The 24861-nt window shown below is 31.2% G+C and carries 31 protein-coding genes and 1 pseudogene; 26 read left to right on the top strand and 6 right to left on the bottom strand.

Features of this window, described 5'->3' with window-relative positions:
- The first annotated feature begins 126 nt into the window (after nt 1-126).
- The 4 genes from KYI10_11420 to KYI10_11405 all read left to right on the top strand — a co-directional run bounded on the left by KYI10_11420 (nt 127) and on the right by KYI10_11405 (nt 4134).
- Nucleotides 127-1086, top strand: coding sequence for an IS30 family transposase (locus KYI10_11420; GenBank protein QYA34007.1), 960 nt, complete (start codon nt 127-129; stop codon nt 1084-1086).
- 228 nt (nt 1087-1314) lie between these two features.
- Nucleotides 1315-2571, top strand: a complete 1257-nt coding sequence (locus tag KYI10_11415) for a right-handed parallel beta-helix repeat-containing protein (protein ID QYA34006.1) — start codon at nt 1315-1317, stop codon at nt 2569-2571.
- Nucleotides 2572-3088: 517 nt separating this feature from the next.
- Nucleotides 3089-3469, top strand: coding sequence for a hypothetical protein (locus KYI10_11410; GenBank protein ID QYA34005.1), 381 nt, complete (start codon nt 3089-3091; stop codon nt 3467-3469).
- An 11-nt stretch (nt 3470-3480) separates the two neighbouring features.
- On the top strand, nt 3481-4134 hold the full coding sequence (locus KYI10_11405) for a hypothetical protein (GenBank protein ID QYA34004.1): 654 nt from the start codon (nt 3481-3483) through the stop codon (nt 4132-4134).
- Nucleotides 4135-4278: 144 nt separating this feature from the next.
- Here the strand turns inward: KYI10_11405 and KYI10_11400 are convergent, their stop codons facing one another.
- A complete protein-coding gene (locus KYI10_11400) occupies nt 4279-4425 on the bottom strand; it encodes a hypothetical protein (protein QYA34003.1) in 147 nt (48 codons plus the stop codon).
- 548 nt (nt 4426-4973) lie between these two features.
- On the opposite strand from KYI10_11400, the gene KYI10_11395 reads away from it, so the two are divergent.
- Complete coding sequence (locus KYI10_11395) at nt 4974-5933, top strand: IS30 family transposase (protein QYA34002.1); 960 nt, start codon at nt 4974-4976, stop codon at nt 5931-5933.
- Between the two features lie 47 nt (nt 5934-5980).
- Here KYI10_11395 and KYI10_11390 read toward each other — a convergent pair whose 3' ends face one another.
- Both KYI10_11390 and KYI10_11385 read right to left on the bottom strand, forming a co-directional pair.
- Nucleotides 5981-6499 (bottom strand): GrpB family protein, encoded by a 519-nt coding sequence (locus KYI10_11390; GenBank protein QYA34001.1) that lies wholly within the window; start codon nt 6497-6499, stop codon nt 5981-5983.
- Between the two features lie 54 nt (nt 6500-6553).
- Complete coding sequence (locus KYI10_11385; GenBank protein QYA34000.1) at nt 6554-8464, bottom strand: MobA/MobL family protein; 1911 nt, start codon at nt 8462-8464, stop codon at nt 6554-6556.
- 392 nt (nt 8465-8856) lie between these two features.
- On the opposite strand from KYI10_11385, the gene KYI10_11375 reads away from it, so the two are divergent.
- The 12 genes from KYI10_11375 to KYI10_11320 all read left to right on the top strand — a co-directional run bounded on the left by KYI10_11375 (nt 8857) and on the right by KYI10_11320 (nt 16467).
- Nucleotides 8857-9327: a hypothetical protein gene (locus KYI10_11375; GenBank protein ID QYA33999.1), complete on the top strand. Its 471-nt coding sequence runs from the start codon at nt 8857-8859 to the stop codon at nt 9325-9327.
- Nucleotides 9328-9334: 7 nt separating this feature from the next.
- On the top strand, nt 9335-9799 hold the full coding sequence (locus KYI10_11370; GenBank protein ID QYA33998.2) for a hypothetical protein: 465 nt from the start codon (nt 9335-9337) through the stop codon (nt 9797-9799).
- Nucleotides 9800-9913: 114 nt separating this feature from the next.
- Nucleotides 9914-10237: a hypothetical protein gene (locus tag KYI10_11365; GenBank protein QYA33997.1), complete on the top strand. Its 324-nt coding sequence runs from the start codon at nt 9914-9916 to the stop codon at nt 10235-10237.
- Nucleotides 10238-11175: 938 nt separating this feature from the next.
- Nucleotides 11176-11799 (top strand): hypothetical protein, encoded by a 624-nt coding sequence (locus tag KYI10_11360; GenBank protein QYA33996.1) that lies wholly within the window; start codon nt 11176-11178, stop codon nt 11797-11799.
- Between the two features lie 599 nt (nt 11800-12398).
- The gene (locus KYI10_11355; protein ID QYA33995.1) at nt 12399-12851 is read left to right on the top strand and encodes a JAB domain-containing protein; all 453 of its coding nucleotides are present in this window, start codon (nt 12399-12401) and stop codon (nt 12849-12851) included.
- A 349-nt stretch (nt 12852-13200) separates the two neighbouring features.
- Nucleotides 13201-14256 carry a hypothetical protein gene (locus KYI10_11350; protein QYA33994.1) on the top strand — a complete coding sequence of 352 codons (1056 nt, stop codon included), beginning with the start codon at nt 13201-13203 and terminating at the stop codon, nt 14254-14256.
- 29 nt (nt 14257-14285) lie between these two features.
- Nucleotides 14286-14432: a hypothetical protein gene (locus KYI10_11345; protein ID QYA33993.1), complete on the top strand. Its 147-nt coding sequence runs from the start codon at nt 14286-14288 to the stop codon at nt 14430-14432.
- Between the two features lie 2 nt (nt 14433-14434).
- Entirely contained in the window at nt 14435-14695 is a 261-nt protein-coding gene (locus KYI10_11340; GenBank protein ID QYA33992.1) for a hypothetical protein, read from the top strand.
- Entirely contained in the window at nt 14692-14874 is a 183-nt protein-coding gene (locus KYI10_11335) for a hypothetical protein (protein ID QYA33991.1), read from the top strand. The genes KYI10_11340 and KYI10_11335 overlap by 4 nt, the downstream gene beginning before the upstream one ends.
- A 237-nt stretch (nt 14875-15111) precedes the next feature.
- The gene (locus tag KYI10_11330) at nt 15112-15306 is read left to right on the top strand and encodes a DNA-binding protein (GenBank protein QYA34112.1); all 195 of its coding nucleotides are present in this window, start codon (nt 15112-15114) and stop codon (nt 15304-15306) included.
- The gene (locus tag KYI10_11325) at nt 15307-15639 is read left to right on the top strand and encodes a helix-turn-helix domain-containing protein (GenBank protein QYA33990.2); all 333 of its coding nucleotides are present in this window, start codon (nt 15307-15309) and stop codon (nt 15637-15639) included. It abuts the gene before it with no gap.
- A 180-nt stretch (nt 15640-15819) separates the two neighbouring features.
- Nucleotides 15820-16467, top strand: a complete 648-nt coding sequence (locus tag KYI10_11320; protein QYA33989.1) for a hypothetical protein — start codon at nt 15820-15822, stop codon at nt 16465-16467.
- Between the two features lie 414 nt (nt 16468-16881).
- Here KYI10_11320 and KYI10_11315 read toward each other — a convergent pair whose 3' ends face one another.
- Nucleotides 16882-17397 (bottom strand): hypothetical protein, encoded by a 516-nt coding sequence (locus tag KYI10_11315; GenBank protein ID QYA34119.1) that lies wholly within the window; start codon nt 17395-17397, stop codon nt 16882-16884.
- A gap of 174 nt (nt 17398-17571) precedes the next feature.
- Nucleotides 17572-17712: a hypothetical protein gene (locus KYI10_11310; protein QYA33988.1), complete on the bottom strand. Its 141-nt coding sequence runs from the start codon at nt 17710-17712 to the stop codon at nt 17572-17574.
- 218 nt (nt 17713-17930) lie between these two features.
- On the opposite strand from KYI10_11310, the gene KYI10_11305 reads away from it, so the two are divergent.
- From KYI10_11305 to KYI10_11265, 9 genes are all read left to right on the top strand, one after another.
- The gene (locus tag KYI10_11305; GenBank protein ID QYA33987.1) at nt 17931-18338 is read left to right on the top strand and encodes a hypothetical protein; all 408 of its coding nucleotides are present in this window, start codon (nt 17931-17933) and stop codon (nt 18336-18338) included.
- 87 nt (nt 18339-18425) lie between these two features.
- A complete protein-coding gene (locus KYI10_11300) occupies nt 18426-18617 on the top strand; it encodes a hypothetical protein (GenBank protein ID QYA33986.1) in 192 nt (63 codons plus the stop codon).
- A 191-nt stretch (nt 18618-18808) separates the two neighbouring features.
- A complete protein-coding gene (locus tag KYI10_11295; GenBank protein QYA33985.1) occupies nt 18809-19015 on the top strand; it encodes a hypothetical protein in 207 nt (68 codons plus the stop codon).
- A 14-nt stretch (nt 19016-19029) separates the two neighbouring features.
- A complete protein-coding gene (locus tag KYI10_11290) occupies nt 19030-19302 on the top strand; it encodes a hypothetical protein (GenBank protein QYA33984.1) in 273 nt (90 codons plus the stop codon).
- 164 nt (nt 19303-19466) lie between these two features.
- Entirely contained in the window at nt 19467-20567 is a 1101-nt protein-coding gene (locus KYI10_11285) for an IS30 family transposase (protein QYA33983.2), read from the top strand.
- 275 nt (nt 20568-20842) lie between these two features.
- Nucleotides 20843-21043, top strand: coding sequence for a hypothetical protein (locus KYI10_11280; protein QYA33982.1), 201 nt, complete (start codon nt 20843-20845; stop codon nt 21041-21043).
- 448 nt (nt 21044-21491) lie between these two features.
- The gene (locus tag KYI10_11275) at nt 21492-21962 is read left to right on the top strand and encodes a hypothetical protein (GenBank protein ID QYA33981.1); all 471 of its coding nucleotides are present in this window, start codon (nt 21492-21494) and stop codon (nt 21960-21962) included.
- Between the two features lie 10 nt (nt 21963-21972).
- On the top strand, nt 21973-22401 hold the full coding sequence (locus KYI10_11270) for a RusA family crossover junction endodeoxyribonuclease (GenBank protein ID QYA33980.1): 429 nt from the start codon (nt 21973-21975) through the stop codon (nt 22399-22401).
- Complete coding sequence (locus KYI10_11265; GenBank protein ID QYA33979.1) at nt 22401-23375, top strand: hypothetical protein; 975 nt, start codon at nt 22401-22403, stop codon at nt 23373-23375. Before KYI10_11270 ends, KYI10_11265 begins: the two co-directional genes overlap by 1 nt.
- A gap of 787 nt (nt 23376-24162) precedes the next feature.
- Here KYI10_11265 and KYI10_12680 read toward each other — a convergent pair.
- Nucleotides 24163-24861: pseudogene (locus KYI10_12680) on the bottom strand (hypothetical protein).

Genomic DNA, 24861 nt, shown 5'->3' with positions numbered 1-24861 from the left:
TTATCAATTTTTGTATAGGTTTAATATATCGTCGATTGTAAAATTAAGCTAGACAACTAAAAAAGCCTTCTGTGCTAAACTCAATATGTATTTCCGACCAAAGAAAACATAAGGAGTTAGTACAGAATGGCCTATAAACATCTTAACACGGATGAACTCACGTTCATAGAATCATATTATCATCAAAATCTTTCGGTAAAAGAAATCGCAAAGAGATTGAAACGATCAAGACAGACAATTTATAACGTAATAAATGCACTTAAGACAGGTATAACTGCACTGGAATATTACCAGGAGTTTAAGCAAAGAAAATCAAATTGTGGCAGACATAGAATAGTACTTCCAGAAAATCAGTCAGCTTATATTCGAGAAAAAGTAGCCGATGGCTGGACACCTGACACCATTATTGGCAGAGGTGAACACCCGATTGATTGTTCTGTAAAAACTCTTTATAGAATGTTTAAGGAAAACGTCTTTTCGGTACAATCTTTACCTATGAAAGGTAGAAGGAAGCCAAATGGTCATTGTGAAAAAAGAGGTAGACAGGCTTTCAAAAGACACATTTCTGAAAGAATAGAAGAGTTTCCTTTCTTCTTTCAAGAATTTGGTCATCTTGAAGGTGACACTATCATTGGCCGTAATCATGGGAGTGCTGTCATAACCTTAGTAGAAAGGATCTCTAAGATGATTATCACTATACGACCTCAAGGTCGCAAGGCAGATGATATTGAAGATGCGCTTCACTCTATGTTTTCAGCTTTACCTGCTCATATATTTAAATCGATTACTTTCGATTGTGGTAAGGAGTTCTCCAACTGGAAAACAATCTGTAACCGACACGATATCTCGATATTCTTTGCCGACCCCGGCACTCCGTCGCAACGTGGATTGAATGAACATTCTAACGGGATACTTAGACGCAGTGGATTAGATAAAGAATTAGACTTTAATTCAGTCACTGATGATCATATCATTAGTGTTGCTCAAAATATTAATCATCGTCCCAGAAAATCGCTGGGCTATAAAACACCATTGGAAGTATTTATGAGTTTCATCGAAGATGAGAAATTGTCTAGCTTATTTTGACAAACGAAAGACAATAAAAATAAGGGGTTATAATAATATAATAACCCCTAAGAAATCAAATAAAAACGGCCCCTATAATCCAAATTCTAGATTATAGGGGCTATTTATTTATTTTAATAATATAATAACCCTAAAAGGAGGACGTTATGCCATACGGTTCTGTTGCAAAGTTTTCCAAAAAATCTATTTTAGTTTAAAATTGAGAAAAAAGACAGAGAGGACAGAGTAATGAATCATTTTAAAGGCAAACAATCAAAATTAACTACGCTGCTTATAATCATAGTATTTCTTTTCACTATATTTACTTATTTAAATTCTAAAGTTATTTATGTTTCAAATACAGGTAAAAATCATTATCCAGGAACAAATAATAAACCTATAAGAAGCATTAATAAAGCTATTAATATGGCTTTACCTGGAACAACAATAAAAATCAAGCCTGGAATATATAAAGAAGCCGTACATATAAATAAAAATGGATTTCCCTTTTTACCTATAAAAGTAACAGGTATGTACGGAAAAACAAAATTAATTGGTAATATTGATAGATCTGAAAAAATAATAAATATTCGTAATTCTAACTATATAAATATATCAGGTTTAAATTTATCTAATTTAAAAGCCACTAATTCAGAACAAACACCAACTGCTATAAATATAGATGGACACTCTAAGTCTATAATAATTAAAAATAATATAATTCATGACATTGAAACAGACTATAAAGAAGGCAATAGTCATGGTATTTCTGCTTATGGTAAAGGAATATCTAACATTCAAATAGTAAAAAATAAACTATATAATTTAAAATTGGGTAATAGTGAAGCTTTAGTTTTAAATGGAAATATTAATAACTTCAAAGTATCAAACAATCAGATTTTTGATAACAACAATATTGGCATAGATATCATTGGTTATGAAGGTATTGAATCCAATGATAAATTAGACAAAGCAAGGAATGGTACAATCTCGAATAATAGAGTTCAAAACAATACAAGTAAACATAATCCTTCTTATAATGGTGATCAATCTGCTGCTGGAATATATATTGACGGTGGAGAAAATATAGTAATATCTGATAACATATCTGCTAATAATGATATAGGAATTGAAATAGCTAGCGAACATAAGAATAAAAATGCTGTAAATATTTTAGTAAAGAAAAACATTATTAAAAACAATGGCTACACTGGTATAGCAATTGGTGGTTACAACCAAACAATGGGTGGGGTAAAAAAAATTAGATTATTAAATAACAGATTAATCCATAATGACCAACAACAACAGTTTGGTGGAGAAATTTTATTGCAATACAATATAAATGATCTAATTATAACTAAAAATGCTATATCCCCTAACAAAAATGGTTACTTACTAATAAAAGATAATAAGAGTGGAAAAAATATCAATATAAAACATAATAACTACAACTTAAAAGGTAGTAATAAAATAATTTGGAATAAAAAAGAAGAATATCTACGTTAAATTGAGTATTCTTCTTTTTTATTCCAAATTATTTTAAGATTAAATTAAATATTTAACTATCTATCGCTTTGGACCAATGTCAAATATTTAGACACAAAATGAGATACGTCTTCTTAGACCAATGTTCTTTCATATTTCCGTGTTCAGAAAATAATAATTGTTGAACAGATGGCATTACATTCTATTATTAATATATAGAACTATTAATAAGAGTGGTTAAAGCCTGTCAAAATAGACTTAATGATAAGTACCATATATTGATGAAGGATTGTAACATCATATAACAAATGTCATCATGACATAAAAAACACGTTCGCAGATTTAGGGGGTTTACCCTTATATCTAACTCATAAATGTAGATTACTGCTAAACTTGTGAAAATAATATAGATCAACGCTATTTAAAGTTTTTAAAAAATAAATATACAAAATTTGTTTATAATGGGTTATTATTAAATAAAATAAATATTAAAGGAGTTGTTACTATTAAGAAAATAAAAGTAATTATGGTGATGCTATTGACGATTATGACGCTCTCATTTAATTTTGAAGGTGAAGTAAGCGCTTACAGCAGGCTTACAGGAGGGAATGTAAGTTATGGACATCCAGCTACTGATAATTATTATTCAAAGGATGGGAATTTTACTTTGAAGATAAGAGTAGGGAAAATTAGTAACAACAAATATAAAAAGAGAATCTTAGTTACTGTTTTTGAAGATGGATGGATATTAAAGCGAAATGTTGTTTGGGCTTATTATAATGCAGGTGATCATACAATAAAAGTTAAAGGTTCTCCTAACTCGTATTTTTATATCACATATGCGTTGGAACCTGTTGATAATAAAGGCACATTTAACCCTGCTAAAACTACTATAAGCGGAAAATTAATCGATAACTAGGAGTGTGTAAAATGAAAAAAAATAATGTTGTTTTTTTTACTCTTATATTAATAGGTGTAGCTATTTCTTTTCTAAACGTTTCATATGCAAATGCTCAAGAAAGTGAATATTTAACTATTCAAAGTAAAAAAAACTTAGAAACATTAAATGAAAATCCTAATATTTTGAATGAGTTAGTTAGAAACGTAAATAAAGATTTAAGTAATGGTGCTTCTAGTAGTCTAGAATCATATAAATTTGAAGATGGTAGTGAAGTGTATGTAGGAGTTGAAGAAAAGCAAAAAGATTCTTCTTTAAATCAATCTAATCAAATAATTTCATTTAAAGCCATAAATTCAGGTTCATATAGAACCAAAGATTACCAAGCATATGTGGGCTATAAAGGCCCAGGATTTGATTTTAAACATAGAGTATCAGGAACATTTCAATATAATAAAACAAAAAAAGTTGTTCGAAATGTAACATTTGATCCCCAATTATCAGGAACATTTTACAGCAAGTCAGAAAAAACATATGTAGAAAAGCACAATGCAGGAACACACCTTGTAAATAGTACGGGTCATTTTACAGCATTAAAAGTTTTCGCTCAATATACTACAAAAATCAAAGTAGCGTGTATTTATAATGGCACATTTAATGTCACAGAGGCAAGAGTAGTTAAATAAAGTGACAAAATTAATAATATATTACCTATAAAGTTCTTATCATTTATTTAAAACTTTATAGGTTTTTTTTGTTGATCTAGTTGCATGAAAAATAGTCGTTTTTCATGCAACTAATTTTGGTTTATTTGAAAAGTAATTATTAGATTAATTTTCTCTTTCTCTTTTTAAATGTTTTATTAATTCTTTATTTTGTTCGATTAGTATCTCACTATTTCTTCTGATTTTATATACATCAAAAAAAATCAAGAAAAATATAAAAAGTAGTATAAGTATCATAATAGTATCGCCCAATAAGCCTACCTCCTTTTAATTTTTGTATAAGAATATTTTCATAATAATATACATTTAATGTATTTACAAATTTTAATATAATAAAATAAATAATTCTTTCATTTATATTAGCTCTTTTATTATTAGGAATTGGTGTTCGATATACCAATATTCCCTCAATTATTTATATGCAAAAAAATATTCTTGAAAATATTAAAGGATCCTTTTTTGGTATTGTAAATAGTAGCATACAAAGTACAGTGCCTCTTGGGTTCTTATTAGCTGGAATTCTATTTGATATTAATTCTATGAGTTTGTGGACAGCTCTTAAAAATAAAGAAAAAAAGGAATGTAAAAGGTTGAATCTTTATATTAATTATATTGTTTTTTTACTAACATACTCAATTTTTTAACCCTGTTTCTAATTTGTCTATTTTTTGAGGTGCAGGTCGCCTGTTGTATTTTTTATTTCCGTCGATTGTAAAATTAAGCTAGACAACTAAAAAAGTCTTCTGTGCTAAACTCAATATGTATTTCCGACCAAAGAAAACATAAGGAGTTAGTACAGAATGGCCTATAAACATCTTAACACGGATGAACTCACGTTCATAGAATCATATTATCATCAAAATCTTTCGGTAAAAGAAATCGCAAAGAGATTGAAACGATCAAGACAGACAATTTATAACGTAATAAATGCACTTAAGACAGGTATAACTGCACTGGAATATTACCAGGAGTTTAAGCAAAGAAAATCAAATTGTGGCAGACATAGAATAGTACTTCCAGAAAATCAGTCAGCTTATATTCGAGAAAAAGTAGCCGATGGCTGGACACCTGACACCATTATTGGCAGAGGTGAACACCCGATTGATTGTTCTGTAAAAACTCTTTATAGAATGTTTAAGGAAAACGTCTTTTCGGTACAATCTTTACCTATGAAAGGTAGAAGGAAGCCAAATGGTCATTGTGAAAAAAGAGGTAGACAGGCTTTCAAAAGACACATTTCTGAAAGAATAGAAGAGTTTCCTTTCTTCTTTCAAGAATTTGGTCATCTTGAAGGTGACACTATCATTGGCCGTAATCATGGGAGTGCTGTCATAACCTTAGTAGAAAGAATCTCTAAGATGATTATCACTATACGACCTCAAGGTCGCAAGGCAGATGATATTGAAGATGCGCTTCACTCTATGTTTTCAGCTTTACCTGCTCATATATTTAAATCGGTTACTTTCGATTGTGGTAAGGAGTTCTCCAACTGGAAAACAATCTGTAACCGACACGATATCTTGATATTCTTTGCTGACCCCGGCACTCCGTCGCAACGTGGATTGAATGAACATTCTAACGGGATACTTAGACGCAGTGGATTAGATAAAGAATTAGACTTTAATTCAGTCACTGATGATCATATCATTAGTGTTGCTCAAAATATTAATCATCGTCCCAGAAAATCGCTGGGCTATAAAACACCATTGGAAGTATTTATGAGTTTCATCGAAGATGAGGAATTGTCTAGCTTATTTTGACAAACGAAATAAATTAAAGCCTAGACATTTTCTTACTTTAATTTTATTCAATTATTATTCTTATGCCAATTCAGTGCTCGTTCTTCTAGTGCTTGGACAAAGTCATTTTTTCCTCTAATATATTCATCAATAGTTGTATTGTTATCATTAGTCAGCTTTAGTTTTAATTGTCCATAATCCTCAACTTCATTTGGATGATTGATTAAGTAATCTTTAAAAGCTAAATGGCGATGAACATGTTGATTTCCTATTTCATATACATGTAAATGATGAGTTCTATCATCCCTGCCTTTTTGAAAATATCGACGCCCAGAAATTCCGTTTTCGCCCATCGCCTCATATCCCATTTCCGCTAACATATTATTATAATTATCTAATTTACTAATATCTTTAACGGTTATTAGTATGTCTATAATAGGTTTAGCATATAAATTAGGAACCGAAGTACTGCCTATATGATTTATACCAATGATTTCAGCTGAAAGTACTTCCGTGAGTGCTTGAGCTTCATTTTTAAACATGTTTGTCCAAGCGGGGTTGTATGGTGCTATTTCAAGTTTACGCATAAACCTACTCCTTTAAAATAGTTATATATTGTCTTTGTAAATTTATTATGAATTTTATCTACTCCACATTCTCTTTTCTTCTTTCTTTTTCTTCTTATTAGTTTGATTTTGTTGTTCTTGTTCTTGTGACTGGAATAGCTGTGTCATCGTATATAATAAATGATTTGATAATGCTAATAATTTATTACTTTGAATAAATTCTTTTTTACCTTTATTTTCATTTTTTTCATCAGCTATATGTTTTTCTATGATTTCATCTACTGGAACATTATTATATCTTTCTAATTTTCCAATTAATTGCGTTTTACTGTAATTAGTCAGATCATCTACTAAATGTTTATGATTTTTAGGTAATAATTGAGATAGTTCATCATCAATAAAGTATTGATGTTTATTAAGTTCCAACATTTTTTGTTCAATGAATAACTCATTTACATTAAACATCATGGAATCATTTTTATTATTTATATCAGATTTTTGTTCTCTTTTCGCAAAGAACATATCCTTACTAGCTAACATATATACATCTTTATTCGTTAAAGTTCTAGGTATATAATCTGACTGTTTAAATTCATATTCTATCTGACTATAATCCATAAAGTTACCTTTATGTGCTTCATATACTACAAATGCTTTTTCATCATTTGTTAGATCAATTTCATTGTTAGGATACATATTTTTTACTATAAAATCATTTAACGCATTGTATGATTCATATATATGTTTACCAGCATAGTAATTCGTGTTTCTAATATCTTCTTCTTTTAATAATTTATATCTTTCTTCCTCTAATTCTTCACCCTTTACTATAATTTCATCTTTAAATGTTTCAGGATTAAAACCATAGTCTTTAATTTTATTATTATCTTTTTCAAAAATTTCGTTTAGTTTTCTTATATATTTGATAGATAATTCATTCTTTAATAATTGATTTTGTACTTTCCTTCCGTAAGGTGAAGCTTCAATATTCAATTGATTTAAGGTATCTTTAGCTTCAATATATCCAGCATTACCTTTAATTCTTTTATCTAGAACTTTCTTAGCTTCTTTATGGAAATTGACAACATTATTTGCTTCTTCAACAATATGATTAAATTCATTCTGTTTTTTGTTTTGTTCTTCATTGATAGAAACATCATTTAATAAACCTTTATTATAATCGGCAATATCTTTGTTTAGTTTGCCATAATAGGTAATAGGTTTATATTCAATATTTAATTTTTTACATCTTCTTTTTTCTTTCTCTTCTAGGTGATATTCAGCTCTAGTAAGATGTATGTGTGCTATTTGTTCACGACCCTGAGCTATAAAACTTCTTGAATCATATCGTCTTTCACTATTCTCTCTTTCAGCAAATTGATTTAATTTATCTTCCCAATTTTTACGTAAATTTTTTAAATCTAATTCAGCAAAGCGTTCTTGTACTCTCACTTTATTACCATTTTTATTTAATACTGGAGTACCATTTTCATCATATTTTGTTCTAGTAACGGTCTTATTACCCCAAGTACCGTCAGCATTTAATGGTCTAATTGTAAGCAAAATATGAGCGTGAGGATTGTTAATATCATCCCTATGAATACTAACATCTGCAATCATTCCTCTTGAAATAAATTCATCATTTACAAAATTATTTACCAGCTCTCTTTGTACATTTCTTTCTAGATCGTTAGGCAGACTTAATAAGACTTCTGTCGCAAGTCTAGGTGATTTTGTCTTCGTATTCTTCTTTTCAATCTTATCAACTTCATTCCAAAGTCTTTCACGATCTGTTGCCCAATCAGGAGTATTTTCAGGAGTAAGAATAAAGCTTTCTGGCTGAACAGAGTGATTTCTGAATTTAATTTTTTCGTTTGTTCTCTCACTAAATAACGCATCATCTGAACGATATGAAGCACATGCGACGATATTTCTTGTTGCTCTATTGATGTGACTTACTCTTAACATATAATAACCGTTAGCCATATTCTTACCCCCTTTCTTAAAGCCCCTGCGGGAACTATAAACGCTTTACGAACTTACCATTTATTTATAGCTAGGACTAGAAGAACACCTACACCAGGATCTAAACTTCAAATGGTATAGTTATTTGAAGACTTGAATCAGCTAGAAAACAGAATTATTTGATTATTTGAATTGGTACAACAATTTTAGACCACACTCTTCATTATATTACTTAACATCTTTGGGTTTAAAAATTTGCACATGAAAATTGTCTAAGAAACTGTTGACATTCCAGAAATAGAGGAAGAGAAAGATTTGTAGTACACCATGGAAAAAGAGGGAAAAGAAAAGTATACTACACGTCAGATCATTATAAGACATTCTACAGAATAAGATAACGACGAGGGATATAAATGAAGCATTATGATATAACATATAAATTTTCAAAATTACGGTGGAAGAAATTTAAAAGAAAATACGTTAGACTCACGATGTTTATGTGGAGAAAAGATTGTGAAGATTGGGATGAGTTATTTATTGAGTATGATAAATATAAAATATTACCTTTAAAAACTGAAGATTTAATAGAAGCTGAGCGTGAATTAGATGATTACTTAGATTGTATTACTAATAAATTAGTAAATAACTTTGAGGAGTTATATCTATTAGAGAGAGATATAGATAGTTTTTATATCGATCTAAAAAAAGGAAACGAAAGCTTTGAATATCCTCCATATCCTCACGGAGATTATGTACTGTTTGATTTTAACCGTGGAGACTATATATTTGTGCCACCAGAGGATATATATATTTATGTATTTGGAGAGAGGATGAAAGAAATATTCACAGAAATGAGTGATGATAAATTTTTAGAAAAGCAGTGATAAAGAAATGGAGATGGTATTAATAGAAAAACAGGATATACAGTTTAGTGTTGAGAATGAGATATTAGATTTATCTAGAAGTGTGATATACAAAGGTAATGATATATTGTCAACAGATATTAAATTTAATGAAGATCTTATGAATTTATTTAATTTTAACTTAGCAATCTTTAACGCTACCAAAGAGTTGAAAGAATATCTAAATAAAAATAGTATAAATTTTAGAGTTGAATCGAAATTTATTATTATGGAAAACGAAAGCACTGATTTGTACAGGCAGCTACTTTCTGTATTAGTGAATAGAAGCTATAACTATATTTTTTCAGGCATTTTTATTTTGAACCATGAAAATAGTAAGCCATATTTTAAAAACTTGAAAGTATATATAGATAATGAGTTTGCTATAATACCATATTATGAAGATGAAAGTGTTTATCTACTTAACGGGAGTAAATATATAAAAAATATTTAAAAGATAGAAAATTCCAGACACTTTATTATGTCTGGAATTTTAAAAATATAATAGTTTTTCATCCTAAAAACAAGTACAGAAAGAAGAAAGCAAATAGAAGAAAAAGGAGATAGAATGAAATATTTCGTTACTGAAGAATGGGCGGGACCCGGACCTGTAGCTACATTTATTTTCAAAAGTGAAAATCATCAGAATAGATATTATCTTTTCGACGAGTATGTGCTAGAGATCCATGATATACTCGTAATTTTTAATAAAAATTTTTTTGTAGCAGGAACCTGTAATTTTTCTAGTTTAGATTTGATTAATATTATAAAATATATTTTTATGAATAACATCGATGGAGGAAAATATAAAATTATTAGTGAATTTAAGGAAATAATATGGAAAGAGCTTTCTATGGATTCATCATCTGAATTGTTATTCGAAGGAGTATGATTGGTAGAGATTCTCTCTAAATTCAATATCACCTGAAGCGATCTGCTATAATGAAAGTGTCAAAATTGCACAGAAACACCCCCGGTATAAAACGATTAACACCCGTAGCTGTAGAGATACAGGATACGGGTGTTATTTTATGATCCAACCTATAAATTTACAATCTAATATGCGGCATTTAACACCTAACATCTAACACTTAACATATGATATGTAACATCAGACTCACAGGTGAATGAGCGCATCTATTCTATGATATTACAGCATGTCATAAGAAGATGCTTCCAGGAACAAGGATGATCCATTATAAGAAGATATATGAAGCGGCGTACTAGAACGTTACAATCTCCTTAAGCTCATTATATTTCTGAATTGCTTCATGAAGATGAGCGATCTGTCATATACATAGATTTGAAGCTAAGCTGTACTTCCTGTTAGTAGTTATGGCGCAGTATGGAACATTACCGCTCAAAATAAGCTCTGTCAATGCAAAGCACCAGGAACACATGCGTAATAGAAATGTAAAGCAGCATCCCAAATACCTTACAGAGAGAATATAGGTATATATGACCTGCTAGAAGCGGTATCATAAAAGTTATCCCTACAGGTTCCCTATACCAAGTAAAAGCCGATATCAGCTACCTTTTTGCACCTAGAAATAATTTTGGTGATATTATTTTTTGGTTTTTTTGTTGTTAAAAAAATAAGTAAAAATGGCTAGTAATAATATGGATATGAGACTAATAATATTTATTATCATCTGAGATTGAGCACCATCATTAAACAATCCATTAAGAGTTACGATTATAAGTATTAAAATAATTATAAAAAAAACAATGTTTCCTTTTTTATACATAAGACACCTTCTTATCTTGTATCATTTTCCATAGCATGTTATCATTTTTTTGTATAAAATACAAATAATAGGAGATGCCATTATGGATAAAAAGATTAGTAAATTGACGATTAAAGTAACAGCATTAGCATTGTTAGTAACTCCAATTTCTCAATATTTTGATCAATCAACTGCGTTAGCTAATACAGTAAGTACAGAACAAGTACAACAAGAAGCTCGTAATTTTGAAAAGGAAGTGACACCGTTTTTAAGTTTGATTGAAAAAATGCCTCAATCTATCGCTGATCAAGGTATAGATGCAGGTGTTAAATGGTTGAATGAAAATAAAACTAGTGAATTTGCTAATCATGTTTTTGTGAATCAAAATGGCTCTCTTGTATTAAAATCAACTGCTCCATCTAATAAAAGTACCGTGAGAACCTTAGACTGGGGAGCTTGTATTAGTGCTGTAGGGGTTGCTGTGGTAAGCAATGCGATTCCATGGACTAAAATATTGAAAGTTAAGAAAGCTGCTAAAGCAGTTGGCGGGATGACAAAGATGACAAAGATGATTACTACGGCTTATCAACACCAAAGAAATCTAGGATTATCAAGAACGAACGCTCTAAAGAAAGCAGTTTCAATATCCGCAAGAACATTTCCAGAAGATGTACAACAAGCATTAATTGAATTCTTTTCTTTGGGCGGGCTATCAGCTTGTTTCTAAGAAGCAGATTAGTAAGCTGTACCGATATAAGAAAGCGATCCACTGCAATAATAAATATACTATAATGAAAGTGTCAAAATTCTATAAGAATATCCCGATGTAAAACGAGTAACACCCGTAGCTGTAGAGATATAGGATACGGGTGTTATTTTATGATTCAACCTATAGTAAACAATCTTCGTCCTTATATCACATCGTCCCACTCCCCCGCTTCAGTAGAAAAGTGATACGCACCCTTAAAATGTCTTGCTTCAGTAGAATACGTCTGAAAACCGCTTCAAAAGAAAATAGATATAAGTTTAGCCGATTTCAACGATTTTTTAATCGACTGCACCCATCAACAAAAAATGCACGTAATCGTCATTGCGGACTTAGCTTCGCAGTCCTATGAACGATTACAGGCATTTTTTGCTTCGGGACAAGTCTCCTAAAAAATAGTAGAAATCGGCTAAAAAGTGAGTGCATTCTGTTGACATGATTAACATAATGTCATATAATAAAGGTAAGTTGAAAGGGGGATAGCATATCAACACTATACAGAGCCTAATCTTCCAGGCTCAACACACACAACACACACAATTCAAAGGAGCGTAAGGAACATGAAAAAATTTGACGAAAAGTACATCTACAAAATCACAGAGAACAAGACGTATTACAGAAAGACAAAACAGGAACGTATAAAGCTTAACTGTAAGGACAACGTTATCGACTTCGCAAGAGAAGAAATCGGGTACTGCGACAGAGAAAAGTTGCTAGTGCTAGGTGTCAACACTAAGAATGAGGTCATGATTGCCTATGTGGCGCATGTCGGTACGGTAGATGCCTCACTTGTACACCCAAGAGAGATATTCAAGCCACTGATAGAGAACAGTTGCACAGCTTTCATAGTCATTCATAACCACCCGAGTGGCTATGCAGATGAAAGCATACAGGATGTTGAAATGGCAAGAAGAGTAGACAAAATCGGGGATATGCTTGGTATCGGGATGTTGGATGCCTTAATCGTAACTGATGATGATGCGACAAGCCTTAAGAGTAAAGGGTTAGTTTAATGACAGGGGGGGAATTTGCCCCCCTAAAAATTTTCGGCGGCTCCGTCTGACGTGTGTTGTCGTCTAGTTACAGCCTTTGAGAAAACCACTCAAAGACTTACACAGACGACAACACACGCCAACCTCCGCCAGATGATACTGTAAAAAGTACCCCCAATAATAGTATACAAGGGTGTACAAATGAAAGAGGATACAGGAACATAGAAGACAGATAACCCTTTCAGATTTGAGGAATATCGTATAAAGGACTGTAGCAACCCTTAGAACGAACAATGAAGCGTTCTAGGTATGAAACAGAACGTTAAAGGATAGAAGCGGCTAGCATACTGAAGCAGAGAGGAGCATTGATATGTATCTTACAGAACAGTTGAAACGTTTCAGTTCGATAGATGGATACCTTATAGAAAAAGGGATGACACAGGAAGAGATAGATAGTAAAAAGCTTGAAGCGGTAAAGTATCCCAAAAAAGAGTTTAGGTACTGTTATGAGGAAGTTGGAGAAGATACAGAGATACGAATAGTACCTATGAAAGATATACATGATTATGCAAGGCTTGAAAATAAGTGTAACGGTATAAGTTGGCACTATCATTTGAACGGAAGGTTTTTTGACAGTGATTACACGCCTACCTTTCAAAAAGAAAGATTTTCAAGGTTATTCGAGAAGTGGCATGATATGAATATATCTGAGATTAGAAGACTGTATGAAGAACAACCGTCAAGCTTTAATAGCTTCTACTTTATAAAGTATATTGATGAACATGGGAGGACGTATTACTACCAGGAAACAGATGGAAGCCATCGACTTGTTGTAGGCAAGGTTATAGGTGTAGAGCATGTATTTCAAAAGCGCTCAACTGTATTTAAGGTGAATAGAGAAAAGTTGAGGTTATTCAGAAAGGTACAGGATATAGAGAATAAGCGAGATACATTTTTAAGTACATCTGTACTTTTTGAAAAATCGGAATGTCCTGTAAAACCAGTGCTTGTAAAAAATTTCGTTATATCGTCGGATAAAGAAACATATATCCGTGCAAAAGCAACAGACTTTGACAGGCTATATAAACTGGTAAAATATAAACCAGAAGCGGCTAGTGGAGAAATAGAAGAAGCAGGGTTATTCGTTGATAATATGGCTTATGTAGAGCGCAACGTTATAAAGGCGCTGATTGAAAGAAGAAGCAGCGTGAAGCGGCTTATAAATCTTAAGGTAAGACATAAGCTATATGGTTCATACAGCGACCACGTGAGCTTTAATGGTAGAAAGAAGGATGAAGCAGTAGGGAAGCTGACAGATTATTTTGAGTATGAATTATATTTACTGAAGCATAAGGATAATGACAAATACACAGAGAAGATGAAACAGCTTAAAGAAAGATATAACCAGTTGAAACAGGGTAAATAGTACGAAAGAAATTTATCGGCGATCCATATATGAGTCTAATAGATATAGAAAGAGCGATACAGATTATACGGACAAATAAAGCTGATACAGAGCAGGTAAGACGTTTAGGACATTCTGTAGGTATGAAGCGTTTATCATTCGCTCAGAAGGACACAGAGAAGAGAGAGGGGGAATAGAGATGGATAAGTCAGAATTAAAGCAGTATCTGAAAGAAAATCTCATCAATAGAGATGAAGCAGTGAAGATTACAAAGCAGAGTAAAGGGACGTTCTCAAATGCAGTACTGAAAGGCTATATCCCTGTATTCTATGACACTGGAAGTACAAAGCTGTTCTTAAGAGAAGAGATAGAACAGTACGCAGTCAGCAAGGAAGAGAGAGCTAAGCATAGATTAAAAGGTAAGGATATGCAGACAGTTAAAAGAGAGGATGAAGCATGATGAATATCAGATATAAGGAGAGAGAAGAGATGTTGATTACAGGTAGAAAGGAAGCGGATAAAAAGACAGAGCAGAAACATTTAGAGCAGACAGGTGAATATAAGGTAACTGAAGAGAAGTTAATCATGCCTGAAATGAAACAGTCAATGACAGAAGGATATGCTCAGAAAGAAGAGTAGTAAAGCCTATTGAATATGTGTGATATATGATGTGTGTAAATGTGTGGAAAGATATGCTATCGGAACGTATAGGGACTCTAGAAAACTGGAGCCCCTATTTTTTGTGGTTATAGTGTCATAAAATATAGTATAATAAATTATAGTATATTTTATGATAGGAATAAGAGAGGGGCAAAGGATAGCCAGTAATACAAGCTGCTATCAGTAGATATGGATAATACACATAAGTCTAAAGAGATGAGACACGCAGTACAGAGATTACTGAAATCAAACCTTACAGGGTACTATATATCAAAGCATACAGGTATCAGTCAGACGACGATTACATATCTTAGAAAAGAGAAGAGAACACTGGATAATATGACTTTAAAAAATATGGAGCTTCTTTATCAGCTTTACCTGGATAATGAAGCGGATATAGAGAAAGGATAGATGATGATGAACATTAAGGATCTGGCAGAAGCAGAAATCCTGGTAAGAAAGATGAGAAAACCATTAAGAGATGAGCTAGATGTTGCTATAGAGGCATTAGGTATCTTATATATGCTAGAAGAAATTGAGACTGATGGACTTACTGCATTAGAGCTTTGTGGTTTGTTGCATATGAGTCATCAGAGACTGTCCCCGATACTAAAGAGCTTAGAAATTAAGGGGTATGTGAGTAGAAAAAGAAAACCGACAGACGAACGATCTATCGTAATATTCATGAATACAGAGAATAAAGAGAACTATAGAATACTTAAGAGCTACATAGAAGAGCTATAGACTGAAGCGGTGAAATGCTGAGGTCTTTTATTAAATTGTATACAAGAGTGTACAAAATACAACAAGTCAAATTTCCATATTATATAAGTAAAAAATTGCAATATAATTACAAAAAAATTAATATTAATTTATATATTGAGATAATCTTCATTATATAAACAAGAGAAAGAGGAGATATTTATGAAAAAGAATGCTAAAGTTACTACAATTCTAGTTGCGAGTACCATGTTATTCTGTTCATTCACACCATTTGTTGCAGAAGTTTCTGCAAATTCGACTTCTGTTCAGAATGTCTCTACGGAACAAGATATTAAACAAGTCACTCCTGCTCAATTACAGAAGTATGATCAATATGTTAAAGTCTCTGGAAATCAGTATGTTTTAGATGAGGGTATCTATGATGTTGCTGATAAAACAACCATTTCAGCAATTCGAGAACAAATTAAATTTTCAAATGAACAAGTCAGTATTCATAGTGAAAATATTAATAGTGCGACAAAGGAACGAGTTGAAAAACAAAAATCAGTTGTTACATATAGTGCAGCAAGACCAGCACATGAAGTCAGAAAATATTGGTGGGGTGTAAAACATATATTCAGAACTGCAACAGCAGCAAAATATCAAGCATCTCAATGGCAAAGCGCAGCACTTAAAACAGCCTTAGCATCAATTGTACCTGGAGTGGCAGTAGTGGGAATACCAGCAGCAGGATATGCAGAATTACTTTCACATGATTTGAGTAGTTATTCAGATGCACATCCTAAGAGTAAAATATATATGGATGTAAATAAGTGGTTTACATACTCATTTGGTATTTGGAAGGACTAAGGTTTACATATGAAAAAAAAATATTTTTTACAAGATATAATTAATATAATTCTATTAATTATAATATTTTTAGCCGCTTCTAATATAATTGATATAGATAGTTTTTTGCTTAAGGCTTTGATTCTAATTACGTTAGTGAATTCAGCAGTGATGATTTATAATACGAGAAAAGAAAAATATAGAGATTAATTTAAAGGCATGCTCTTGGATACTGAGAGCATGCCTTTATTTTTAATAGAGAATAGATTATAAAAAGAAAAGAGCTAATAATAGTTCATATATTTTTTATGATTATATTAGTGTACAAGAGTATACAACAGTGTATAAAGGTGTACAACAGTATACAAATGATAGAGTAAATCTGAAGTGGTACTAATAAAAGAAGCATATTTAATATTAAAAGTATGCTTCTTTTTATACTGTAGTCTTTGAAAGTGAATTTATAAATGACACAGTATCACATATATTTTTATCGGAATTAAAGTATGCTAGGTATTGATGTAATGTATCGTAAAGTTTTTTGATACTATTGATGGATGTAATTTCTTCACCAAATTTTTTATTATGAATTAACGCATATGCTTTTACTTGTGTAGATGATTTAGAAAATAGAATAGTTACTATAAATATATCACTATTAAATATTAGTTCGATACTGTCATCATGTTTGTTATTAAATCTGACATTTTTCATATCTTTTACTTTCAGTTCGATTGATTGCAATTGGTCATCTGTTAATATTGCACCACTTGTTGTTTCTAACTGCTGTTGATACTGATAGAGCTTTTCAGCATTTTCGAGAGTTAGGTTTTCGATTTTACGTTCTCCAGATCGAATGCGTTGAATACCTGAAGCAGCTACACCTGTACCTTTAGATATTTGATATGCGGATATATCGCTATTTATTAATGTATTGATTGTATCTTTCATATATTAGTGAATAGAGAGGATATAAAGTAGTAAGTTATAAAATTAATGAGTCAGTAGTAAATACATAATTAATATTAGAATAAAAGATATGCATAAGTTAGATACTATTTGAAATATATTCTTATTTCTTTCTGTCATTATTATCACTCCTTTTATATAATGGATTTCGGAGGGTTAGTCCCACCCGAACAATACTTTGATTAGTGCTACGAGCGATGTGAGGATTATTAGAATGTTTTTGATGATTTCTGTAATCTCTTTCCATCGCTCTACTTTTTTGTCTAACTTTGACTCTCTCCGTTCCTCTCTATTCACTTTGTTCACCTCCTTATCTATAATTAATCATAAAATGCCGAATGGCATGTATAAACCTTTTTTCTTTAACTTTCTAAAAAAAGTGTACAAATGTATACAACAGTGTACAAATAATAGAAATAATTAATTTAAAATATATATTCTATGAATACTATCATATATGATAGTATAATGAGATTAGAGGTAAATTAATATCTAATTATTGGGAGTGACTGAATATGATTAATAAGTACGAAGCTATTCGCCAGGAAGCAGTGAAGTATATTAAAAATGATAACCTTTATGTAGATTTATATGAGGATATGGAAGATTATATGGAGCAGTTAGATATTATAGATGAAGATGAGAGAGAAGATGTACTCGAAAGAATAGATATACAAGGGAGCTTCTATTCTATTGAACGACTTGGAATGAATATAGATGAAGCAACGATCGTTGATACAAAAAGTATAACAACTCATTATGATTTACTTAAATATATAGATGAGGAAGATAAGTATAGAAGAAAGAAGCCAAAAAGAGAGCTGCTTTACATTAGTAGAGAACGCATAGACGAATTCAAAGATATATATAGTAGATACTTTGAAGGTAAAGATTTTAGTAAATGCCCCTACTCCCCATCTTGATATAATTCTAATGGTATCGGTTGGGGTAAAAAGCCGCACGGTTCAGCAAGGCTATCAGATCATTGGAATTTTGAAATTGAAGAAGAAGTGGAACTAGAAAATGGTACGTTAGAATTTGTTACAGAAACACATTGTAAATCTGATGCACCAGATGAAGCGGTCGCTATAGGAGTATTTGATGAAAATATAAAAAGTTATATCTCAGTATTTATTGATGAAGCTGAAAATGAAGTGAGTGTAGTAAAGATAAAAAATGATGGTATAGAAATCTATGTATAAAAGGCATCTATTTTTTAGATGTCTTTTATAAAATATAATAGTGTACAAGAGTATACAAGAGTGTATAGAAGTATACAATATAGAAAAGGATGCGGTGACTCTGAGAAAGATAATATATAATAATGGAAAAGATTTTTGGTATTTACTAGATGATATTGTAAGACAAGGTCAAGAACTATATCTATTAGAAAATGAGAAGTTATCCTGATAAACAGATTATTATCAATAAGAAGCTGGAAGTAATTATGAAAAACTGTAGAAGCGGATTTACAGAATATGATGAGATAATTAATAAATCTTTAAATATAGAAGATATATCTGAACGTAAAACCTTTTTGAAAAAGTATTTCGATAACAGGCATACAGAATATTTATTTAAATATTTTGAAATAAAATAATAGAAGGTGATTTTATGAATGAATGTAATGATATAGTATTAGAAATTGCTAATCATTTTAAAGCAAGAGCAGAAGAGTATGAGAAACTAGAAAAGAAGGAGCAGCTTTTAAGAAAAGCTGAATGCATGATCAATGTGGTAACACAAAATAAAGAATTATATAGAAAAGCAAAGGCATGGGAAGAAACAATTAGTCTTTTAGAAAATATAGTTAAAAATAAAGAAGTAAATAATAGTACACTAGAAGTATATAGAGCGGTCTTAAACATGATGTATAGAACTATTTAGTATACAAGAGTGTACAAATAATAAAAACATATAAATATATAAAAAAGGGAAATTCTATAATCAAGTTAGCCACCTACGGTGTGCTTTAAAAAAATAAAAAATGAGCCATGTGCATCCATGTTAATATTGTAGTTACCACAACAAACAATAAGGAATGAATGCAAATGACTCATCTAAATGGTACCACTAATCATATTAAAGGAAAACACTTAACTGAATTTGAAAGACATCAAATTCAGATTTTGAAGAGTGAAAATTATTCAAATCGTGCTATTGCTAAAATTTTGAATAGAGCACCTCAAACGATTAACAATGAGATCAATAGAGGAACTGTTAAACAAATTAAGCGCATAGTTTCTAATAGTAAAGAATATTTTTATGATTATGAATGCTATTTCCCTGATGTTGCTCAACTTAAATATGAAACAAATCGTATGAATTCTTGCAGGACACCAAAACATCAGTTATCTCATGCTTTTATTGATTGGGCTGATAAGATGATGTTGAATAAAAAATGGTCTCCCGATGTTGTAATAGCCTATGCTAAAAAGAATAATATTTTTTGTGATTCTATTATTCCTTGTGTTTCAACACTATATAACTGGATTGAAAGAGGAATTATGAAGACCTCTAATATCGACCTTATAGAGAAGATATCACGAAAACCAAATACAAATAGAAGACCTAGTCGAAAAAATAAAAAAGTATTAGGAAAATCTATCGAAGATAGAAGTCACGAAATCAATTCTAGAGATGTCTTTGGTCATTGGGAAATAGATACTGTTATTGGTTCTAAACTTAAAAACGAAAGAGCGTTACTTACACTTGTTGAAAGACAGACACGATATGAAATCATCGTTCCTATTAAAAGTAAAAATAATGATGCTGTCACATTAGCATTAAGTCAATTAAAAGATCAATTAGATAATTCATTTTCACGAATATTCAAGTCTATTACTTCTGATAACGGATCAGAGTTCAGTGACCTTACGGAGACACTACCTGACACTGAAATATACTTTACGCACCCTTATTCATCATGGGAACGAGGTACTAAAGAAAACCATCATAAATTCATTAGACGGATAATCCCTAAAGGAATCAGTATGGAATCAGTATCTGATGAGATAATTTATCGTATCCAAAACTGGATGAACAATTATCCCAGAAAAATTCTAGATTATGAAACACCTAAATACCTGTTTCTGAAGTCACTAAAATCCGAAGGATTATTAAGTGAACCATTAAGCTACTATCTCTATTAATTTGGATGTAGTGGCTAACTTGCAATTGAAATTTTCGAATATATAAAAAAACAAAAAATTAACAAATAAATATAAATACTTAAATAAATTTAAGTAAAATACTTTGCAACGATAAATGTATTATATATAATTTAAGTATCTTAAAGATAAGTAGAGAATTAAAATGAATTACACACACAGTAGCAGAAAAAGGAAAAATGTTAAGAAAGCAATTAAAGGATTTAGGTTACAGCAACCGCAACCGCAAAGTAAAAGTAAGATCTGAAAGTTATTCAATGGGAAGTTCAATCCATGTAACTACCGTAGATAGAGAAGTTGATACAGAAAAGGTTAAACAGTTGGCAACACAGTTTGAAGAAGTCAGAAGAGAAGAATATATAGTAGAGACATTATTAGGCGCTAATACTTATTTTCATATCTCTATAGATTATCCAGCAGAAGTCAACGAAACACATCAAGAATATAATGTAGCATAAATTAAAAGGCACTGATATAATTCAGTGCCTTTTAATTTATATATATAAGAAGTTAAATAAAATTAAATATTAAATATATTTAAAATATAAAACACAATAATAATTTACAAATAAAGCCAATAAATAATACGATTTTTATAGTTTCAAATATGGGACTAATACGTTATAATTAAATCATAAATTATTACAGTTCTATTTGTGGGAAAACCTATTATATTAAAAATGCATTTAATGAAATTTTAAAGGTTTAGATTAAATAATAGTCATTGATTATATATAAATAAATATATTTTAATCATCTATTAAAATAATAAGTAAATAATGTTTAATATTGCTTAAAACCAACAAGTATACATTAGTGTACAACTGTATACGTATACAAGAATGTACAAGAGTATACGCTCTATTATTGAGATATTTTAAATAATAATTATTAGGAGTGATTTATATGGCTAATACAAAAACACAAAAAAAATTAAGTATTTCTAAAATGAAAAGTGAGATGATCTTTGAATGGTTTATCAATATTGGTGCAGCTAATATTAAAAGTAGAAAAGTTATACAAGAAAAATTAAATAAAGGTAAATCAACAATTTATAGAAATATTGATAAATTAAAAGAAGTTGCTGAGGATAGGACTTACTTTGATGCACTAGCAGAAGTTTTTACTTTATCAGAGCTTAACACGTTAATAGAGCTGTTTAATGAGTACCAGACATTGCCCCCTGAAGAGAAAATGACTAAGGAAGAAAAACATGAAGCTGCGATAGCGGAGCAAAGAGAAACTGTAAATAAACACCTAAATTCTATGGGGATGAAAGAAATTACAGATGGTGCGGTAAAGCAGGAAGCGACAGATGATAACAACAAGACTGATATCGATAATTTAAAGAGTAAACTAAACCATTTAGGTAAATGAGGTGGGTTAAATGTCAGAATGGAAGTTTACAGTAAACTTACAACCAGTACCTACCCCACGACCTTCATTTAGGTATGATCCAAAGAACAAGAAGACCATCACTTATTATCAGCAGAGCTATATTGATTACATGGATGCTGTTAAAAAGATGTTAGAAGAAGCAGGGGCATACAACGAAGACTTTTATAATGTGATGTCAGCTAAACTTGGTGTAAAAGCGGAACTATATTTTTATTTGAAAGTACCTAAAGGGCAAAAGCGTATTAATAATATTATGCGAACTACTGCACCTGATTTAGACAACTTAATAAAATCCATCCTAGATAGCATATTCAAAGGTTTAAAGATAAAAGACAGTAGAATAACGATGATACAATCTGCAAAGTTCCAAGTGCTAGATAATCCAAGAACAGAGATAATTCTAAAGGGGGTAGACTGATGGCAACGACAAATCTAGAGAAGTTCCAGAAGATAGAGAAGATGATGGAACAGGCGAAACCATTACTTGATAGCTATTTAAAGGGTTTAGAAGAACGACATGAATATATGTCTGTTTACAGATCTGAGTATCGTAAATTAAGGAATGTAACTAAAAAGATAGCCTCAGATATAGAAAAGGATCTCAGAAGCAGAGAAGATACGACTACGAGCTATGAGAATGTTAAGTATAATATTCAGGCTGTATATGAGAGACTTAAAGAAATAGCAGAAACGGAAATAGAGACTAAAGGGGCAAGTATGATACTTGAAGAGATGAGAGATGCTAAAGGAAGCCTTAATAAGAGCAAAGAAGTTAATATAAAGGCGCTAAAAAAGATAAATGACGTAGTAAAGAAATATAACATCCCTGTACCGCTTCTAGAGCAGTTTATTGAAGAATACGAAACTGAGGATGTCATAGGTCAAGAAGCGGCTGACACGCTCTTAAATGAGCTTAAACAGGGGGATAGTATGTATTTATCATCTTTTAGAGGATATAGGCAAGCATGTGAAGAAGACGACGAAGTATATGAGTACTATAGCGATGTTGTAGATGACTTTTTAGATTTCGGTCTTACGAATTACGGGGAAGCCCTCCAGGAAGTACTACCAGAAAGCACAGAGAAGAGGGTTGGTAGACCAGATGGAGAAGCATTGCTAGACGTATTAGTACCAATTAAATCTTCAGGTTTAGAGTACTTTCAATCAAAAAACCGCAACTCTCATGGTTATTATTACAACAGCCAGTACGCTAAAGAGTTAGCATACGTGCGTAGAGCTTTGCTAGAGGATCGAGAGTATATAGGTACTAGAAACGCATTCAATCGCTTAACGTCAGCATTTGAACAACTCTCAGACTATATGTATGAACGATATCATCAACTAGGCGGAACGCCTGTAAATTATCACGGACATGATGACAGAAAGAAATAAGGTTTAAACTAACCCACAATAACACCATATAATAAAATAAGCAACAAAGCAAAAATATTTAAATAAAATTAACTTAATAAGAACAAACGTACAAGCAGTCTGCTTTCAGGCTGCTTTTTTGATGTGTGGAAATATTTTAACGAACAGCTAATAAAATAACAAATAATAACAATTAGTTATTTTATAATAAATATATTTATAGATCTTAAAGTAAAAATAAATATCAATTATTGAAAATTATATAAAAATTAAAACATAAATCTTCAATAATAAATATATGCAGAATGCATAGAAGTAAAATAAAAAACACAGTCTCAAAAATGGAACCAATAAAAGAACCAACACAGGAGGTAGTCCCAAAAATGAGACCATAGGCGCCAAGCCTATGGGCTAATAGCCCATAGGCTTGGCGCCTATGGTCTCATTTTTGGGACTACCTCCTGTGTTGGTTCTTTTATTGGTTCCATTTTTGAGACTGTGTTTTTTATTTTACTTCTATGCATTCTGCATATATTTATTATTGAAGATTTATGTTTTAATTTTTATATAATTTTCAATAATTGATATTTATTTTTACTTTAAGATCTATAAATATATTTATTATAAAATAACTAATTGTTATTATTTGTTATTTTATTAGCTGTTCGTTAAAATATTTCCACACATCAAAAAAGCAGCCTGAAAGCAGACTGCTTGTACGTTTGTTCTTATTAAGTTAATTTTATTTAAATATTTTTGCTTTGTTGCTTATTTTATTATATGGTGTTATTGTGGGTTAGTTTAAACCTTATTTCTTTCTGTCATCATGTCCGTGATAATTTACAGGCGTTCCGCCTAGTTGATGATATCGTTCATACATATAGTCTGAGAGTTGTTCAAATGCTGACGTTAAGCGATTGAATGCGTTTCTAGTACCTATATACTCTCGATCCTCTAGCAAAGCTCTACGCACGTATGCTAACTCTTTAGCGTACTGGCTGTTGTAATAATAACCATGAGAGTTGCGGTTTTTTGATTGAAAGTACTCTAAACCTGAAGATTTAATTGGTACTAATACGTCTAGCAATGCTTCTCCATCTGGTCTACCAACCCTCTTCTCTGTGCTTTCTGGTAGTACTTCCTGGAGGGCTTCCCCGTAATTCGTAAGACCGAAATCTAAAAAGTCATCTACAACATCGCTATAGTACTCATATACTTCGTCGTCTTCTTCACATGCTTGCCTATATCCTCTAAAAGATGATAAATACATACTATCCCCCTGTTTAAGCTCATTTAAGAGCGTGTCAGCCGCTTCTTGACCTATGACATCCTCAGTTTCGTATTCTTCAATAAACTGCTCTAGAAGCGGTACAGGGATGTTATATTTCTTTACTACGTCATTTATCTTTTTTAGCGCCTTTATATTAACTTCTTTGCTCTTATTAAGGCTTCCTTTAGCATCTCTCATCTCTTCAAGTATCATACTTGCCCCTTTAGTCTCTATTTC

The organism is Macrococcus sp. 19Msa1099, from assembly GCA_019357535.2.
GTDB lineage: Bacteria > Bacillota > Bacilli > Staphylococcales > Staphylococcaceae > Macrococcoides > Macrococcoides psychrotolerans.
The sequence above is the reverse complement of the archived record's forward strand: the minus strand, read 5'-3'. Positions and strand labels throughout refer to the sequence as shown.